8 protein-coding genes, 1 tRNA gene and 7 pseudogenes are annotated in these 16872 nt (G+C 71.3%); 8 read left to right on the forward strand and 8 right to left on the reverse strand.

Annotated elements, in window-relative coordinates; translation table 11 throughout:
- The first annotated feature begins 7 nt into the window (after nt 1–7).
- From DEJ15_RS16930 to DEJ15_RS16940, 3 genes and pseudogenes are all read left to right on the forward strand, one after another.
- A pseudogene (locus DEJ15_RS16930) lies at nt 8–1706 on the forward strand (DNA repair helicase XPB).
- Between the two features lie 80 nt (nt 1707–1786).
- Nucleotides 1787–2483, forward strand: a pseudogene (locus DEJ15_RS16935) (response regulator transcription factor).
- Between the two features lie 83 nt (nt 2484–2566).
- Nucleotides 2567–5437 carry a sensor histidine kinase gene (locus DEJ15_RS16940; protein ID WP_284175320.1) on the forward strand — a complete coding sequence of 957 codons (2871 nt, stop codon included), beginning with the start codon at nt 2567–2569 and terminating at the stop codon, nt 5435–5437.
- A gap of 208 nt (nt 5438–5645) precedes the next feature.
- On the opposite strand, the pseudogene groL reads toward DEJ15_RS16940, so the two are convergent.
- The 5 genes and pseudogenes from groL to DEJ15_RS16965 all read right to left on the reverse strand — a co-directional run bounded on the left by groL (nt 5646) and on the right by DEJ15_RS16965 (nt 10468).
- Nucleotides 5646–7269 (reverse strand): annotated as a pseudogene (gene groL / locus DEJ15_RS16945) (chaperonin GroEL).
- A 212-nt stretch (nt 7270–7481) separates the two neighbouring features.
- Nucleotides 7482–7686 (reverse strand): annotated as a pseudogene (locus tag DEJ15_RS16950) (cold-shock protein).
- A 259-nt stretch (nt 7687–7945) separates the two neighbouring features.
- A complete protein-coding gene (locus tag DEJ15_RS16955) occupies nt 7946–8449 on the reverse strand; it encodes a LytR C-terminal domain-containing protein (RefSeq protein ID WP_284175321.1) in 504 nt (167 codons plus the stop codon).
- Nucleotides 8450–8585: 136 nt separating this feature from the next.
- A pseudogene (locus tag DEJ15_RS16960) lies at nt 8586–8840 on the reverse strand (DUF3263 domain-containing protein); the annotation flags it as partial.
- Between the two features lie 131 nt (nt 8841–8971).
- Complete coding sequence (locus DEJ15_RS16965) at nt 8972–10468, reverse strand: GNAT family N-acetyltransferase (RefSeq protein ID WP_284175322.1); 1497 nt, start codon at nt 10466–10468, stop codon at nt 8972–8974.
- Nucleotides 10469–10671: 203 nt separating this feature from the next.
- Here DEJ15_RS16965 and msrB point away from each other — a divergent pair, with 203 nt between their 5' ends.
- Both msrB and DEJ15_RS16975 read left to right on the forward strand, forming a co-directional pair.
- Nucleotides 10672–11073 carry a peptide-methionine (R)-S-oxide reductase MsrB gene (gene msrB / locus DEJ15_RS16970; protein ID WP_110824098.1) on the forward strand — a complete coding sequence of 134 codons (402 nt, stop codon included), beginning with the start codon at nt 10672–10674 and terminating at the stop codon, nt 11071–11073.
- A 71-nt stretch (nt 11074–11144) separates the two neighbouring features.
- Nucleotides 11145–11220, forward strand: a tRNA-Thr gene (locus DEJ15_RS16975).
- Between the two features lie 115 nt (nt 11221–11335).
- Here the strand turns inward: DEJ15_RS16975 and DEJ15_RS16980 are convergent.
- The 3 genes and pseudogenes from DEJ15_RS16980 to DEJ15_RS16990 all read right to left on the reverse strand — a co-directional run bounded on the left by DEJ15_RS16980 (nt 11336) and on the right by DEJ15_RS16990 (nt 14963).
- Complete coding sequence (locus DEJ15_RS16980) at nt 11336–12928, reverse strand: ArnT family glycosyltransferase (protein ID WP_110824099.1); 1593 nt, start codon at nt 12926–12928, stop codon at nt 11336–11338.
- A gap of 139 nt (nt 12929–13067) precedes the next feature.
- Nucleotides 13068–14100: pseudogene (locus DEJ15_RS16985) on the reverse strand (aldo/keto reductase).
- 83 nt (nt 14101–14183) lie between these two features.
- A complete protein-coding gene (locus DEJ15_RS16990; RefSeq protein ID WP_110824101.1) occupies nt 14184–14963 on the reverse strand; it encodes an alpha/beta fold hydrolase in 780 nt (259 codons plus the stop codon).
- A gap of 105 nt (nt 14964–15068) precedes the next feature.
- Between DEJ15_RS16990 and DEJ15_RS16995 the strand changes: the two are divergent.
- The 3 genes and pseudogenes from DEJ15_RS16995 to ypfJ form a co-directional block, all read left to right on the forward strand.
- Nucleotides 15069–15425, forward strand: a pseudogene (locus tag DEJ15_RS16995) (NAD(P)H-hydrate epimerase); the annotation flags it as partial.
- 130 nt (nt 15426–15555) lie between these two features.
- Nucleotides 15556–15765: an NAD(P)H-hydrate epimerase gene (locus tag DEJ15_RS17000; RefSeq protein WP_284176249.1), complete on the forward strand. Its 210-nt coding sequence runs from the start codon at nt 15556–15558 to the stop codon at nt 15763–15765.
- 103 nt (nt 15766–15868) lie between these two features.
- Nucleotides 15869–16762, forward strand: coding sequence for a KPN_02809 family neutral zinc metallopeptidase (ypfJ, locus tag DEJ15_RS17005; RefSeq protein WP_110824103.1), 894 nt, complete (start codon nt 15869–15871; stop codon nt 16760–16762).
- Nucleotides 16763–16872: the final 110 nt, after the last annotated feature.

The raw sequence follows: 16872 nt of genomic DNA on the forward strand, positions 1-16872 counted from the left end.
ACCCGTCATGAACGGACCGCTGATCGTGCAGAGTGACCGCACCGTGCTGCTCGAGGTCGCGCACCCCGACGCCGAGGACGCCCGCCACGCGCTCGCGGTGTTCGCCGAGCTCGAGCGGGCACCCGAGCACGTGCACACGTACCGCATCACGCGGCTCGGCCTCTGGAACGCCCGGGCGGCCGGACACGACGCCGCGTCCATGGTCGACACCCTCGAACGGTTCGCCAAGTTCCCGGTGCCGCAGAGCGTCACGGTCGACATCGAGGACACCGTCTCCCGGTACGGCCGTCTGGTGATCCGGCGCGAGGAGCGCGAGGACGCCCCCGTCATCGCGAACTCCCCGACCGAGGAGCTCGAGCAGCAGCCCGCTCTCGTGCTGACCGCGTCGGACCCCGCGCTCCTGGCCGAGGTCACCCGGTCCAAGCGCATCCAGCCGCTCCTCGGTGAGCGCCGCTCGGACACGGCCGTCGAGCTGCAGGCCTGGGCCCGCGGGCAGGTCAAGCAGGAGCTCGTGAAGATCGGGTGGCCCGCCGAGGACCTCGCCGGTTACACGCCCGGTCAGCCGCACGACATCGACCTCGACACCTCGGACTGGGACCTCCGGCCGTACCAGCACGACGCCGTGGACAGCTTCTTCCAGCAGGGGTCCGGCGTCGTCGTGCTGCCCTGTGGTGCCGGCAAGACGCTGGTCGGTGCCGGAGCGATGGCGACCGTGAAGGCGACGACACTCATCCTCGTCACGAACACCGTCTCCGCCCGGCAGTGGCGGACCGAGCTGCTCAAGCGGACGACCCTCACCGAGGACGAGATCGGAGAGTACTCCGGCAGCGTCAAGGAGATCCGGCCGGTCACGATCGCGACCTACCAGATCCTCACCGCCCGACGGAAGGGCGCGTACACGCACCTGTCGCTGCTCGACGCCCTCGACTGGGGGGCTCGTGGTCTACGACGAGGTGCACCTGCTCCCCGCCCCGGTGTTCAAGCTGACCGCAGACCTCCAGGCACGTCGTCGCCTCGGGCTCACCGCGACGCTCGTGCGCGAGGACGGCCGCGAAGGGGACGTGTTCTCCCTGATCGGGCCGAAGCGCTACGACGCACCGTGGAAGGAGATCGAGGCCCAGGGCTACATCTCCCCCGCCGAGTGCTACGAGGTCCGGATCGACCTCGCACACGAAGACCGGCTGGAGTACGCGGCGTCGAGCGACGACGAGCGGTACCGGCTCGCGGCGACCTCACCGGCCAAGACCCCGGTCGTGCGGGACCTCATCGAGAAGCACCACGGTGAGCAGATCCTGGTGATCGGCCAGTACATCGACCAGCTCGACGAGCTCGCGGCCTCCCTGGACGCCGCCGAGATCACGGGCGCGACGCCGGTCGAGGAACGGGAGCGGTTGTACCAGGCGTTCCGCGAGGGCTCGATCGACGTGCTCGTGGTGTCCAAGGTCGCGAACTTCTCGGTCGACCTGCCGGACGCGACCGTGGCGATCCAGGTGTCGGGCTCGTTCGGGTCCCGCCAAGAAGAAGCACAGCGGCTCGGCCGCCTCCTCCGCCCGAACAAGGACGGCGTCCCGGCGTCGTTCTACACGCTCGTCACGCGGGACACGGTCGACCAGGACTTCGCGCAGAACCGGCAGCGGTTCCTCGCGGAGCAGGGGTACTCGTACACGATCCTCGACGCGGACCAGATCGCCCCGGCCGTGGCCTAGCACCCGGACTCCAGACCATCTCTGGCCAACACACGAACTGCTCCCAGGAAGCAACCAGGGAACAGTCAGAGGATGGTCGCATGACCGACGGACCCAAGATCCTCATCGTCGACGACGAGCCGAACATCCGCGATCTCCTCACGACCTCGCTGCGCTTCGCCGGATTCGCGGTGCGTGCGGTCGGGAACGGCGCACAGGCGATCTCCGCCGTGCTCGAGGAGGAGCCGGACCTCATCATCCTCGACGTCATGCTCCCCGACATGAACGGATTCGGCGTGACCAAGCGCCTCCGCTCGTCGGGCTACACCTCGCCGATCCTCTTCCTCACGGCGAAGGACGACACCGAGGACAAGATCACTGGTCTCACGGTCGGAGGTGACGACTACGTCACCAAGCCGTTCTCGCTCGACGAGATCGTCGCCCGCATCAAGGCGATCCTCCGTCGCACGATGAACGACGAAGAGGACGCGATCATCCGCGCCGGTGAGCTCACGATGGACCAGGACACGCACGAGGTCACCATCGGCGACGCGCAGATCGAACTCTCCCCCCACCGAGTTCAAGCTCCTCCGCTACCTCATGCTCAACCCGAACCGCGTGCTCTCGAAGGCGCAGATCCTCGACCACGTGTGGGAGTACGACTTCAACGGCGACGCCGGGATCGTCGAGTCCTACATCTCCTACCTGCGCCGCAAGCTCGACCAGTACTCGGCCGAGCCGATCATCCAGACCAAGCGCGGGTTCGGCTACATGCTCAAGGCGACCAAGGCCTCCTGAGCGTCGGACCGCGCAGGTCGCACAGCTGACTGTCGGCGGCCGTCGGGATCTTCCCGACGGCCGCCGCTTACTGTTGGGGAAGCATGCACGAGCGAATGAGCCACTGGTGGGACGGGATCTCCCTCCGCACCAAGATCACCGGGATCACCGTCCTCCTGGTCGCCCTCGGCCTGCTCGTCGCCGGCCTCGGCACGATGACCGTCCTGAGCACATACCTCAACCTGCGACTCGACACGCAGGTCGAGACCACGAGCTCGCAGCTCGAGGGGCAGAACGTCAGCGACGGCGAGCAGTACTGCAACCTGTCCGTCGTCCTCGAGAAGAGCTCCTACGTGGCCGCGTACGACGGCAACGGCGAGCAGATCTGCGACACCCAGTCCTCGTCCCAGCCGGACATCTCCCGCGTGGACTTCACGGCCGCCGCGTCGGCTGCGCATCCGTTCAGCCTGTACGACCGGCAGCACAGCCACGAGTGGCGCGCCCAGGTCATCCCCGCGAACCTGCAGAACCTGTCGAACGGCGCCACCGAGACCGGGTACGTCCTCGTCGCCGTGTCCAGCGCGGACACCGACCAGACCATCCTCCGGTTCACCGTCATCTTCCTGTTCTTCGGCATCGCGGTGATCCTGCTCGGGGCGATGCTCACGCGCCTCCTCGTGACGGCGACGTTCGACCCGCTCCGCAACGTCGAGGACACGGCCGCCCGCTTCGCCGCCGGCGACTTCAACCAGCGCCTCGACGCCGACACCCCGAACACCGAGGTCGGGCGCCTCAACCGGTCCCTGAACGCCATGCTCGAACGCATCGACGACGCCTTCGAGGACCGGCAGCGCACCATCGACCAGATGCGCCGCTTCGTCGGTGACGCCTCCCACGAACTCCGGACGCCGCTCGTGTCGCTCCGCGGGTACGCCGAGCTCTACCGGATGGGCGCCCTCCGCAAGGAGGAGGACGTCGCCCAGGCCATGGACCGGATCGAGAAGGAAGCCCAGCGCATGGGCCTGCTCGTGCAGGACCTGCTCCAGCTCGCCCGCATCGACGAGTCGAAGCCCCTCGAGCTCGGGCCCGTCGACCTCGTCGCCATCGCCCGCGACTCGGCCCTCGACACGATGGCCTCGAACCCGGACCGCGAGATCCAGGTCCTCGTCGAGGACGCCGTGACCGGCGAGAACGTCCCGCAGGCCGTCCGCCCCGCCAGCTCCTTCGGTCCGGCAGCCGACGGCGAGGCCGGTGGTCCCGCCCCGGTGTCGCCGTCGCTCAACACCACCGGGCCGATCGCCTTCTCGCGGCAGACGATCGCCAGACTGCGTGCTCGACGGACCCGGGCCATGAACGTCGACGCGAAGCCGACGGACGAGACCACCCCGCTGCCGACGATCGTGCTGCCGAAGCGTCCGCCGATCGTCCTGGCCGAGGAGAACAAGATCCGGCAGGTCATCACGAACCTGATGGGCAACGCGATGCGGTTCACCGAGCACGACGACCCGATCGAGATCGGCATCGGCGTGGACGACGACCGCGGCATGGCGCACATCGACGTCATCGACCACGGCGAGGGCATCCCGCCGCAGCTGCGCGACAAGATCTTCCAGCGCTTCTGGCGGGCCGACACCTCGCGCGCGCGGGACACCGGCGGCTCGGGGCTCGGTCTCGCGATCGTGTCGGGCATCGTGCACGCGCACCACGGGTCGGTCGAGGTGTTCGACACCCCGGGCGGCGGCGCGACCTTCCGCGTCTGGCTCCCGCTCCTGCCCCGCGACGCCGACCCCGCGGCCCCCCACCCTGTCCTGACGCCCGGCCGGGCGCCCGTCGCCCGGCGGCGGCGGTCGGCTCCCCGCCGAGGTCGCACGAACTGCCTGCTCACCGACCGTGCGGCGGCAGTCCGCGCGACCTCGGCGCATCGGCCGCGGCATGTCCTGCGACTTCAGGAAAACGGTAGCCGGGGGGGAACGGACGGCATGGCCTGGGCGCCAACATCAAGCGCCACGACTCCGAGCGGCGAACGCCTGCCGGAGTCGCTCGAAGACCAGAGCCGGACGTGCTGCATCCACCGCTGTGGCGTGCACCACCAACCAGTCGTTGACGACGAACCCGTTGTCACGCCGGTGGTCGTGGTGGAAGACGTCCCGGTCGCGATGATGGTCACCGTCGTACTCGAAGGCGATGCGTTGCTCAGGCCAGGCCATGTCGACCCGGCCGAGGAAGACTCCACCTGCGTCGAAGACCTCGACGTTCAAGTCGGGCTCCGGGAACCCCGCGTCGACGATCGCAAGACGGAACCACGTCTCCATCGGAGATTCCGCTCCGACCCGCACGAGTTCCAGCGCTGCTCGCGCCACCCTGACGTGGCGATGTCCCGGACGGATGGCAGCCGCGAGGCGGTCGATCGTCGTCAGCGACCTCCTGCCGACGAGGGCATCGCCCACCGCGACGAGTTCCCTGACGGTCAGGACGCTCGCGCACTCCCACCAACTCCGCTCGGGCGTGCTGAGACGGGTTCCGAACGCGGTGACGGCGGGAACGTCGGGTCGGGCACGATGCGCGGTGATGCCGGGGCGCCGCATCAAGGCGGCGGTCCCCGCGGTGGTGACGTGGACCTCCGCTCGGACGCGTCGCGGGAGTGGTGCTCCCCACAGGGCAGCAGCCGTGGTGTGACTGAAGAACTGGTCGGGCCGGAGGAGCGGCGTGAGCACGTCGACCGTGGTGGCGTCGCTCCCGCGTACCACCCGGACGCCGTGGACGGGACGTTGCAGGTCCATCCGGCGGAGCCGACCCGGGTCGAGCCCCGACGCGAGAGCGTCCCGGACTCTGAACGGGCCGTCGGAGAACGGCGCGGGCAGCGGTCGTGGTTCCACCATCACCGCAGCATCGGGCAGCCGCGTCCGGTGCTCCGCCTGTGTCCCGAGCTTGTGGACGGAAGCTGCCTCCGTGCCTCCAGTGCAGGGCAGGCGTGAGCGATGGCTGCAAGGGGTCCTGATGACACGTTTGGAGTCGCACGACACGCCGCGCTGGCGTCACCGAGGTCGCACGATGTGCCGCGCCGCAGGCAGGCAGGCGGCACTTCGTGCGACTTCGGCGCCACAGCACCGGCCGCAACACGGCCGCGCACGCGGAAGGGCCCCCGCACGCGCAGCGTACGAGGGCCCTTGCCGGCAGGACGGACTAGAAGTCCATGCCACCCGTGGGGTCGCCGGCCGGCATGGCCGGGGTCTTCTCCGGCTTGTCGGCGACGACGGCCTCGGTGGTGAGGAACAGACCGGCGATCGACGCGGCGTTCTGCAGCGCCGAGCGCGTGACCTTGGCCGGGTCGATGATGCCCGCGGCGATGAGGTCGACGTACTCACCCGTCGCAGCGTTGAGGCCGTGGCCGGCCTCGAGCTCGCGGACACGAGCGGCGACGACACCCGGCTCGAGACCGGCGTTCAGCGCGATCTGCTTGAGCGGGGCGTCGATGGCGACGCGCACGATGTTCGCACCCGTGGCCTCGTCACCCTCGAGCGAGAGACCGTCGAGCGCGACCTTGCCGGCCTGGATGAGGGCGACGCCACCACCGGCGACGATGCCCTCTTCGACGGCGGCCTTCGCGTTGCGGACGGCGTCCTCGATGCGGTGCTTGCGCTCCTTGAGCTCGACCTCGGTCGCGGCACCCGCCTTGATGACGGCGACGCCACCGGCGAGCTTCGCGAGGCGCTCCTGGAGCTTCTCGCGGTCGTAGTCGGAGTCGGTCGCCTCGATCTCGGCGCGGATCTGCTTGACGCGGCCCGCGATCTGGTCGGCGTCGCCGGCACCCTCGACGATCGTGGTCTCGTCCTTGGTGATGACGACCTTGCGGGCACGACCGAGCAGGTCGAGCGTCGCGTTCTCGAGCTTGAGGCCGACCTCTTCCGAGATGACCTGGCCGCCGGTGAGGATCGCGATGTCCTGCAGCATGGCCTTGCGGCGGTCGCCGAAGCCCGGGGCCTTGACGGCGACGGACTTGAAGATGCCGCGGATCTTGTTCACGACGAGCGTGGCCAGGGCCTCGCCGTCGACGTCCTCGGCGATGATCAGGAGCTGCTTGCCCGCCTGGATCACCTTGTCGACGACCGGCAGGAGGTCCTTGATGTTCGAGATCTTCGAGTTGACGATCAGGACGTACGCGTCCTCGAAGACGGCTTCCTGGCGCTCGGGGTCGGTGACGAAGTACTGCGACAGGTAGCCCTTGTCGAAGCGCATGCCCTCGGTGAGCTCGAGCTCGGTGCCGAAGGTGTTCGACTCCTCGACGGTGACGACGCCTTCCTTGCCGACCTTGTCGATGGCCTCGGCGATGAGCGCGCCGATGGTCGGGTCAGCGGCCGAGATCGACGCGGTGGCGGCGATCTGGTCCTTGGTCTCGATCTCCTTGGCGTCGGCGAGCAGCTGCTCGGAGACGGCCGCGACGGCCTTCTCGATGCCGCGCTTCAGGGAGATGGGGTCGGCGCCGGCGGCGACGTTGCGGAGGCCTTCGCGGACGAGGGCCTGGGCGAGGACGGTCGCGGTGGTCGTACCGTCACCGGCGACGTCGTCGGTCTTCTTGGCGACCTCCTTGACGAGCTCCGCACCGATCTTCTCGTACGGGTCGTCGAGCTCGATCTCCTTGGCGATGGAGACACCGTCGTTCGTGATCGTGGGGGGCGCCCCACTTCTTCTCGAGGACGACGTTGCGGCCGCGCGGGCCGAGCGTCACCTTCACGGCGTCGGCCAGCTGGTTGAGGCCGCGCTCGAGGCCGCGTCGGGCCTCTTCGTTGAAAGCAATGATCTTTGCCATGTGAGTTCTTCGTCCCTCCCGGACGTCGTCATCGGGGTCGTTCTGGCACTCAGCCTGGCCGAGTGCCAAGCCCGATTCTGGCACTCGCCACCCGAGAGTGCAACACAGTGGGGAGGCTCTGCCCCACTCCACAGGTCGACCCACCGCGTCCCGGCGGACGACGAACGCGCCGTCCCCGAGGGGACGGCGCGTCCGCGAGTGGTTCCGGACGACTACGCGGGACGGACCGACTCGGCCTGCGGGCCCTTCGACCCGGTGCCGACGTCGAACGTCACCGCCTGGCCCTCCTCGAGGACCTTGTAGCCGCTCATGTCGATGGCCGAGTAGTGCACGAACACGTCCTGGCCCCCCTCCATCCACGGTGATGAAGCCGAAGCCCTTCTCGGCGTTGAACCACTTCACGGTTCCGTTGGCCATGATCCTTGCTCCCTGCGGTACTGCTGTTGCGAACGACGGCCCCCCCTCGCGCGAGGTGGCCGCCGGGTCCGAGCGCATGTCGACTCACCCGCTCCCGGACGGCAACATGAGGCGTCGTCGCGATCACGGGGTGACCACTGGTGACTCTGACCGAAGGACGGCATTTCGGCAAGGGGTGTGACACGCATTTCACGCGGAGAACCCCGATCCGCAACGTGACGGAAACACGACGACCACGGAGGACCGCCGCGGACCCCGGTCAGCCCGTGTAGTCGGAGCCGAGCACGACCGAGACGTCCGCGTTCGGGAACGCCGCCGACTGCTGCACCGCGCTGACCCCGAGCGCCTGCGCGACGCCCTGTGCGACGGCCGCCTGCGACTCCTGCTGGTAGTAGACGATCGTCTGCGTCGCCCCGGTCGTCCCGGCGTCCCCGGTCGAGCTCACGGTCCACCCGGCGGTCCCGAGCCGCGTCGAGGCGTTCGCGGCCAGACCGGTCGTCGAGGTCCCGTTGAGCACGACGAGCGTCGTCGCACCCTGGTCGGCAGCAGATGCGCCGGCCGCTGCCGACGGCGACTGCGTCGCTCCGCCGTCGTCCGAGCCGGAGTCCGCGTCAGCGCCGGCACCCGAGTCGGAGTCCGAGTCCGAGGATGCGCTGGCCGAGGGCGTCGAGGTCGCGGACGCCGTCGACCCACCGCTCCCCTCCGTGAACTGCACGCTGCCGTTCAGCAGGGCGAGGACGAGGACCCCGATGCCGACCAGCACGCCGGTCGCGAGTGCGGCCCACGCGAAGACGACCCACCCGCCACCCCGGCGGGCAGCACCACGGTGGGCGCCGACCCGGGGGGCCGTCTGCGACGTCGTCGAACCGGTCTCGCGGGAATCTCGTCATCGTTCCTCTTCACGTCCTTCGGGGTCGGCCGGGGGGCGCGACGAAACTGCGGGCAGCGCGTGCGCTCGTCCGGGCGCTGCGGAGCCGCTGCAGCCGGGTGACGAGCTGCGGGTCGTACGCGAGGGCGGCCGGTGTGTCGATCACGCGGTTGAGCACCTGGTAGTACCGCGTCGGCGACATGTCGAACTCGACCCGGATCTCCGCTTCCTTGGTCCGGTCGTGCCGCGCCCGGTCGTGCTCGAACGCGAGCACGTGCTTGGCGAGCTCGGTGAGCTCGTCGGCGGGGGAGGGCGGTCACAGGCTGGTCCGATCGCGAAGGGGTTGCAGGTCTCGCACATCGTAGGGGTGCGCGGCATGTCGACCCTGGCACGGTGCTGGACTGTCGCGGAACCCGCTCACCCCACGGTCTCCGCCAGCACCTCGGGCGGGGCGGACCACCGGACGCGGGTGCCGAAGGCGTCCGACACGGCGAGCGCCCGGCCGTCGAGCGAGAGCGTCGCGAAGGCGTCCGGGTCCGCGGGGTCGACGTCCTCCGGCAGGGTCGCCGCGACCCCGGTGAGGACACCGGTGCGTTCGAGCGCCACCCAGCGGACGCCCCGCTCGCGGAGCCGGTCGACGAAGCGCTGCCGCCCAGCGCCCGGCACGTAGACGAGCGTCCCCGTGGTCATGACGACCGGCTCGCAGTCGTCCGGCAGGGCGTCGAGGGCCCGGTCGAGGTCGTCCGGCACGCTGCCGCGGACCCGGACGGGAGGCTCGACCAGCGTCGCCCGCAGCGCGTCCCGCATCAGGGCGGTCCGGTCCGTCGCCTCGGGCGGGACGGCCTCGGCGAGTCGGGCGAACGCGTCCGGCGCCGCGGGGTCGATCGGGTTCGGGTCGAGGGCGACGCGGGCACCGATCCGGATCGGGGTCGTCGCGGGAGCGGGTGGTGTCCCCACGACCTCGGCGACGAGGTGCACCGCGGGCCCCTCGACCGCCGTGTGCACCCGGACGAGGTCGCCCGCCGTCGCGCTCCGTCGTCCGCGCTGCGTCGACCCGGGGCCGGACGGCACGGATCCAGACGGCACAGATCCCGACAGGATGTGCCCCGACGGGATCTGCCCGGACGGGACCGGACCGGCCGGACGCGCACGGTCGACGAGCCGGTGGTCGAGCGTCACGCGGTCCGGGATCGAGCAGAGTCCGGCCGCCGCTCCGACGTCGAGCAGACCGAGGGGTCGCGCCGAGGCCGCCGAGAGCGCGGCGAGCACCGGGACGACGGGGGCGAGCCGTCGCGGGTCGTTGGCCTGCACCGTGGCGCTGGTGAGGGCCGCGACGAGGGCGGGTCGGGCCTCCCGGCCGAGTGCGCGGAGCGCTGCCGGGTCAGCGGGGTCGGCGCCCAGCCGTCGCGCGACCGCGAACAGGAGCTCGGGCTGGCGCTTCGGCTCCGGCACGGCGTCGAGCAGGTCGACGAGCGGACCCTCGACCGAGCGCGCCCAGGCGGCGTACGTCGGGGAGACCCCGTCGATCCGGTCGGCGTAGGCGCGGTAGCGGTCCCGCGTGTCCATCAGGCCCCGGGGCGGTACATGCCGACGTGGGTGATGCCGGCCTCGTCGTAGGGGGGCGCCGAAGCGGACGAACCCGTGCCGTTCGTACAGTCCGGCGACGTACTGCTGGGCGTGCAGGACGAACGGCTCGGCGCCGTGCGACCCGAGCACCGCCGCCACCAGGCCGCCGGCGATCCCCTGGCCGCGGTGGTCGGGGTGGGTGGCGACGCGGCCGATCACTCGGGTCGGCACAGAGGTCCCCGCTGGGTGCGGCTCGTCCGGGGCCGGCCGGACCAGGCGGAGGTACCCGACGACCGGTCCGTCCGCGCCCCCCGACCCACCAGTGCTCGGTGTCCGGGTCGCGGTCACGGCCGTCGAAGTCCTCGGCCGAGACCCGCTGTTCGAGGGCGAACACCCGGTTCCGGAGCCGCACGATGTCGTACAGTTCGTCGGTCGTCAGGTGCTCCCAGCGGGCACGGCGGACGGAATGCTCGGACATCGGTCGGAGTTTACTGGTGTGACGCACGATGACCGGCGGGCACGAGCCCCGGTCGGAACCAGGAGGTACGCACATGGCTTACAAGGTCGACAAGTCCGACGCCCAGTGGCGCGAGGAGCTCTCCCCTGACCAGTACGCCGTGCTGCGCCAGGCCGGGACGGAGCGCCCGTGGACCGGTGAACTCCTCGACGAGGAACGTGCCGGCGTCTACACGTGTGCGGCGTGTGGTGCGGAGCTGTTCAAGAGCGGCACGAAGTTCGACTCCGGCTGCGGCTGGCCGTCGTTCTACGAGTCGGTCGATCCCGACGCGGTGCAGCTCATCGAAGACAACTCGCTCGGCATGGCCCGCACCGAGGTCCGCTGCGCGAACTGCGGCGGCCACCTTGGCCACGTGTTCCCGGACGGCTTCGGGACGCCCACGGGCGACCGCTACTGCATGAACTCGATCTCGCTCAACTTCTCGGCGCAGGAGTAGGCGGGTGTGACGGCGCTCGGGCTGCGGCCCGGGCGCCGTCGTCGTGTCCGCCCGGTACGATGGGCGGGTCAGCCGGCATGGCGCAATTGGTAGCGCACCGTACTTGTAATACGGGGGTTGCGGGTTCAAGTCCCGCTGCCGGCCCCAGATCACGGCTTCCCGTGCAGCCGAAGGCGGAGCCGTCGCTCACGGCCACCCACACCGGGGCGGCGCCCGACGGTCAGCGCCCGACGGTCAGCGCCCGACGGTCAGCGCCCGACGGTCAGCGCCGCACGGTCAGCCCGCCGTCGGACGTCCGGACGATCTCCCCGTCCGGGATCCACGCCACGACGCGGTCGAGTCGCACCCGCTCGAACGACGACCGCTCGGACGTCAGCAGATCCTGCACCTCCGGCGGCAGCGGGAAGCGACGGTCCCGGCCGACGACGATCGCGACGAACGGTGCATCGACCACGTCACGGACCCCGCGGTCCCCGACGTACTGGTCGTAGTCGCTCGGGGTGATCGCGCCGAAGAAGACCTGACCGTCCCGGATGCCCTCGTGCCGCAGGAGCGGGAGCAACCGGGCGACGCCGGTGGCACGTGCCTCCCAGATCGTCCGGGCGGTCGGGATGCTCCCGACCAGTGCCACCAGGACGAGCACGACGGCGATGCTGCTCGTCAGCCACCGTGGTCGCAGGCGGCTGAGCTGCCCGAGCCCCACGGCGGCGAGCATCACGATGAACGGCATCCACGCCGCGTAGTAGGTCGGCAGCGCGATCTCGGCGGCGAGCGAGTAGAACGCCACGAGCAGGACCAGCGGCGCGAGGAGGAACACCACGAGCCTGCCCGGACGCACGACCACCGCGAGCACCACGGCGACGGCGAGCACCACCACGACGGGCGTGCCGACCCCGCGGAGCAGGAACCACCAGTTCGCCCACCACGGAGCGAACTGGTACGTGTGGCCGGCGATCGAGATGAGGTGTCCGTGCTCGTTCTGTCCGGACTGGAAGGTGAGCATGTACTGCACCGCGGAGCGCATCCCCATCGGGGCGTAGAGCGCGACGACGGCGACGACGAACGTGGCCGCCCACACCGCTCCGCCGACGACGAGCGCACGCCACCGGCCGAACAACACCGGGGCCAGGACGAAGACCGGCAGCAGCACGAGGGTCGACGCCTTCGACGTGACCGACGCCGCCATGAGCACCGCTGACACGGGCACCCACCACCAGCGGTCGGTACGGATCCACACCCAGATCGCGAAGAGTGCCGCCAGGGCGAAGAACACCATCACCGGGTCGAGCAGCGCCACCCGGTCCAGGCGGGCACCGGCACCGCCGCGAGGGGTGATGGTCCAGAGTGCGGCGGCCGCGAACCCGGTCCAGAAGCCGACCTCCGCGCGCAGCCAGACGAACATGACCGCCGCGCCGAGGACGACGAGCGACGCGACCAGGACCCGGGGTGCGACGGCACCCGGCCCACCGACCAGCTGCGCGAGGCCGAACAGGTACTTGGCGGTCGGTGGGTGCTCACGGTTCTGGTCGAACGCCCCGTGCACGTACGCGAGGCCGGCCTTGACGTAGGTGGCCTCGTCCCCGCCGATGTTGCCGGCGCCGATGCGCCAGAAGCACTGGTAGGCGGCCGCGACGGCGAGCAGCACGAGGGCCGTGACGCGCAGCCACGCCCGGTCGAGCACGCCGCGGTCGAGCGCTCGCCGAGCCAGTGGTCCGCGGTGCTGCGCTGCGTGGTGCGGCGCTCCGCGGTGCTGGACCGGACCGTCCGTGGCGCGATCGTCGGTCAGCGCTCGTGCCGCGTCGGGGTCGTCGACCGACCGGCGGTCCGGGGACCAGGGGGCTCGGCGACTGGGCACCCCGAGATCCTACGCAGGCGGCGAGCGTCTCCCACCGATGCAGCCGAGCCCCGGCGCGGCGGGGCCTCCGAGCGCCCGCCCACCACGCGCCACCGGGGGCCCGTCGGGGTGACGGACCCCCCGGTGACGCGTGGCGCCGTCAGCGACCGCCGGTGATCTTCCGCTCGCGCTGCGCGACGCCGGCCGTGCCGTACGGGTAGTCGTCGATGCGGGGAGCGCTCGCCTCGGTGAGCGTCTGCAGCTCGGCCTGGTCGAGCACGAGGTCCGCGGCGCCGAGGTTGTCCTGCAGCTGCTCGACGGTCCGTGCGCCGAGGATGACGCTCGTCACCGCCGGCCGGGCGAGGAGCCAGGCCAGGGCGACCTGGGAGCGCGAGGCGCCGTGCGCGTCCGCGACGGCGGACACCGCGTCGAGCACCTTCCACGTGCGCTCGTCGGCGTTGCGGGCCTCCCACGCCTCCATGCCGCGCTTCGGGTCCTCACCGAGTCGGGTCGACCCGGTCGGGGCCTCGTCGCGCTGGTACTTGCCGGAGAGCCAGCCACCGGCGAGCGGGGACCACGGGAGCAGCCCGATCCCGGCGTCGAGGCAGGCAGGCACGACCTCGTGCTCGATGTCGCGGACGAGCAGGTTGTACTGCGGCTGGAGCGTGACCGGGGGGCGCCCAGTCGTGCAGACGGGCCTCGTAGACCGCCTTCGTGACCTGGTAGCCCAGGTAGTTCGAGAACCCGTAGGAGCCGATCTTGCCTGCCGACACGGCGTCGTCGAGGAAGCGCAGGGTCTCCTCGATCGGGGTGAGGGCGTCCCACGCGTGCATCTGGTAGAGGTCGATGTGGTCGACGCCGAGCCGCTCCAGCGACGCGTCGAGGGCCACGCGGAGGTGGCGGCGCGAGAGGCCGAGGTCGTTCGGGCCGTCGCCCTGCGGGAAGCGCCCCTTCGTGGTGAGCACCACCTGCTGCGCGTCGGTGGGGTGGTCGCGGAGCCACCGTCCGATGATGCGCTCGGACTCGTTGCCCGAGTACACGTCGGCGGTGTCGATGAACGTGCCACCGCCCGCGACGAAGGCGTCGATGATGGCGTGGGAGGTCGGTTCGTCGGCTTCGCTGCCGAAGGTCATGGTGCCGAGGGTCAGCGACGACACCACTGTCCCGCTGTTGCCGAGGAGTCTGTAGTCCATGCGGCGGACGCTACGCCGCGCCCCCCTCGACGGCGGGAGGGTCCACGAGTACCGGTCAACGGTCTGCAGACGCGAGCGCCCCGCTACCGCCCCAGGAACGCGATCGCCGCCTCCCGGAAGTGCCGCGACGTGGGGGCGTTGAAGTGGTTCCGCCCCGGGATCTCGACGAAGGTCGCGTGCGGCGCTGTCTCGGCGAGCCGGAGCGCGCTGTCCTTGATCCCGTCCTCGCTGCCGGCGGCCAGCAGCAGCGGCTGCGTCGGCGCGTTCGCCGGCGTCGGCTCGACGCTGTCGCGCATCCCCTCCACCATCGCGACGAGCGCGCGGAGGTCGTTGCCCTCGACGTTCGCCGCCATCGTGAGGTACCCGTTCGTGACGCGGTCCTCGACCGGGGTGCCGTCGGTGATGAACGCCCACGCCTGGTCGACGCGGACGCGCCGCATCGGGTCCGCGTCCGGGATCCCGCCGAGCACCGCGCGCGAGATCCGGTCCGACATCCGCTCGGCGGCGTGCCACCCGACCCGAGCACCGAGGGAGTAGCCCAGGAACGCGACGTCGTCGAGCAGGTAGGTGTCCACCACCGCTGTGACGTCGTCGACGAGCAGGTCCATCGAGTAGCTGTGCGGCTCGTGCGGCTTCCCGCTCGCACCGTGGCCGCGCTGGTCGAACGCGATGACGCGGTGACCGGCGCGGACGAGGTCACGGGTCCAGCCGGATGCGTGCCAGTTCAGCACGGCCCCGGATGCGAACCCGTGCACGGCGAGGACCGCGGGTGCGTCGGGGTCGCCGAAGTCGTAGGTGGCGAGCGGCAGGCCGTCCGGGGACATCACGACGCGGGGGCGGGGCGCTTCGGGGACGAGTGACATGGCCCGTCCAGGGTAGTGGGGCCACAGTGGCGGGTATGGACGGCTACGGCGGCGACCAGATCCGAGCGGCGGAACGCCCCCCACCTCCAGGCGGGTGAGCCGCTCATGCAGCGTGCCGCCGACGGGCTCGCCACGGTGGTCACCGACCTGCTCGACGACCCCGCGGTCCGTCCGGGCGACGGCCCGGGCTCGGTCCTCGTCCTGGTCGGCAGCGGGGACAACGGCGGGGACGCCCTGTTCGCCGCTGCGCGGCTGGCCGCTGCCGGGAGGCACGTCACGGTCCTCCGCGTCGGCTCCCGTGTCCACGAGGCGGGCCTGGCAGCAGCTCGGGAGGCCGGGGCGCGTCTCCTGGACGACCCCGCGGACGGCGGTCCGGTCCCCTCCGCGGCGGGTGCCGCCGACATCCTGCGCGCGGCGACGCCCTCGGCGGGCGACCGGCTCGCGGAGCTGGCGCGGGAGGCGGCGCTCGACGCCGACCTGGTGCTCGACGGCATCCTGGGGATCGGCGGCGGCGGACCGCTGCGTTCCCCCCGCGCGCGACGTCGTCGCGGCGCTCCGGGAGCTCGCCCGCGAACAGCGGGCCCCGTTCGTCGTGGCCGTCGACGTGCCGAGCGGCATCGACGTGGACACCGGCGGCATCGCGGACGACCACGTGCTCCACGCCGACGTCACCGTGACGTTCGGCGGGGTGAAGGCCGGGCTCCTCCGCGGCCCGGCGGCGACGCTCGCCGGGCGCATCGAGCTGGTCGACGTCGGGATCGGCGCGGGCCTGGCGACCGTGGAGCCGCTGGTCAGCACCTGAGCCGCGTCGTCCGGGCCGGCCTGGACCGACGCCGGTGTCCGCGCAACGCCCGGACGGCACACCGGAACGGACGTCCGCCGATGACGTCCGTAGGTTCGACGCCATGACGTTCAACGACGACTCGCAGCTCAGTGGCGGCAAGGTCAAGCGGCGCGGGCGCACAGCAGGGATCGCGGGCGGCGGCATTGGCGTCGCCGGCATCGTGGTGTTCCTCATCGCACAGTTCACCGGGGTCGACCTCAGCGGCGTCGTCGGCGGTGGCGGCGGACTGACGACCATCCAGCAGGGCGGCGCGGAGGCCTCGCCGGTCGCCGAGTGCCGCACCGGTCGCGACGCGAACGCGAGCATCGACTGCCGCATGGAGGGCGCTGCGGAGTCCCTCGACGCGTACTGGTCCGCCGAGGCCGAGCAGCTCGGGATCAGCTATTCGACGCCGGAGTTCTTCCTGTTCACCGGGTCGACCGACACCGGGTGCGGGACGGCCTCGGCGTCGACGGGGCCGTTCTACTGTCCGCCCGACCGTGCCCTCTACGTCGACACGGACTTCTACGACGAGCTCCGCTCCACGTACGGGGCGTCCGGCGGACCGCTCGCGGAGATGTACGTCGTCGCGCACGAGTGGGGCCACCACGTCCAGCAGCTCGAGGGCACCTTCGCCGAGACCGACCGCAGCGGCAGCGGGGCCGCGTCGGACAGCGTCCGCGTCGAGCTCCAGGCGGACTGCTACGCCGGCGCCTGGGTCGGTGACGCGGCGACCACGGAGTCGGCGAACGGGGAGACGTTCTTCGAGCCCGTCACCCGCGCCCAGGTCGCGGACGCACTGTCGGCGGCGAGCGCGGTCGGCGACGACAGCATCCAGGAGCGCGCCACCGGCCGGGTCGACCCCGACTCGTTCACGCACGGCACGAGCGAGCAGCGTCAGGACTGGTTCGAGCGGGGCTACGAGCGGGGTGCGACGAGCTGCGACACGCTCACCGTGCCCGCGTCGGCCCTCTGAACGGCGACGGCCGGGACGCCTCGTGGAGGCGTCCCGGCCGTCGTGCGCGTCCGACACGTGGTCGGTCGTGCTGGTCAGCTCGTGTGCGGTGTCAGCCGGCGGTCGGCGAC

The sequence above is a fragment of the Curtobacterium sp. MCJR17_043 genome, assembly GCF_003224315.2.
GTDB lineage: Bacteria > Actinomycetota > Actinomycetes > Actinomycetales > Microbacteriaceae > Curtobacterium.

Bases quoted from the DNA above. Each gene is read 5' to 3' on its own strand.
- DEJ15_RS16940 (WP_284175320.1), top strand. From the start codon at position 2,567: ATGCACGAGCGAATGAGCCACTGGTGGGACGGGATCTCCCTCCGCACC.
- msrB (WP_110824098.1), top strand. From the start codon at position 10,672: ATGGCTTACAAGGTCGACAAGTCCGACGCCCAGTGGCGCGAGGAGCTC.
- DEJ15_RS16990 (WP_110824101.1), bottom strand. From the start codon at position 14,963: ATGTCACTCGTCCCCGAAGCGCCCCGCCCCCGCGTCGTGATGTCCCCG.
- ypfJ (WP_110824103.1), top strand. From the start codon at position 15,869: ATGACGTTCAACGACGACTCGCAGCTCAGTGGCGGCAAGGTCAAGCGG.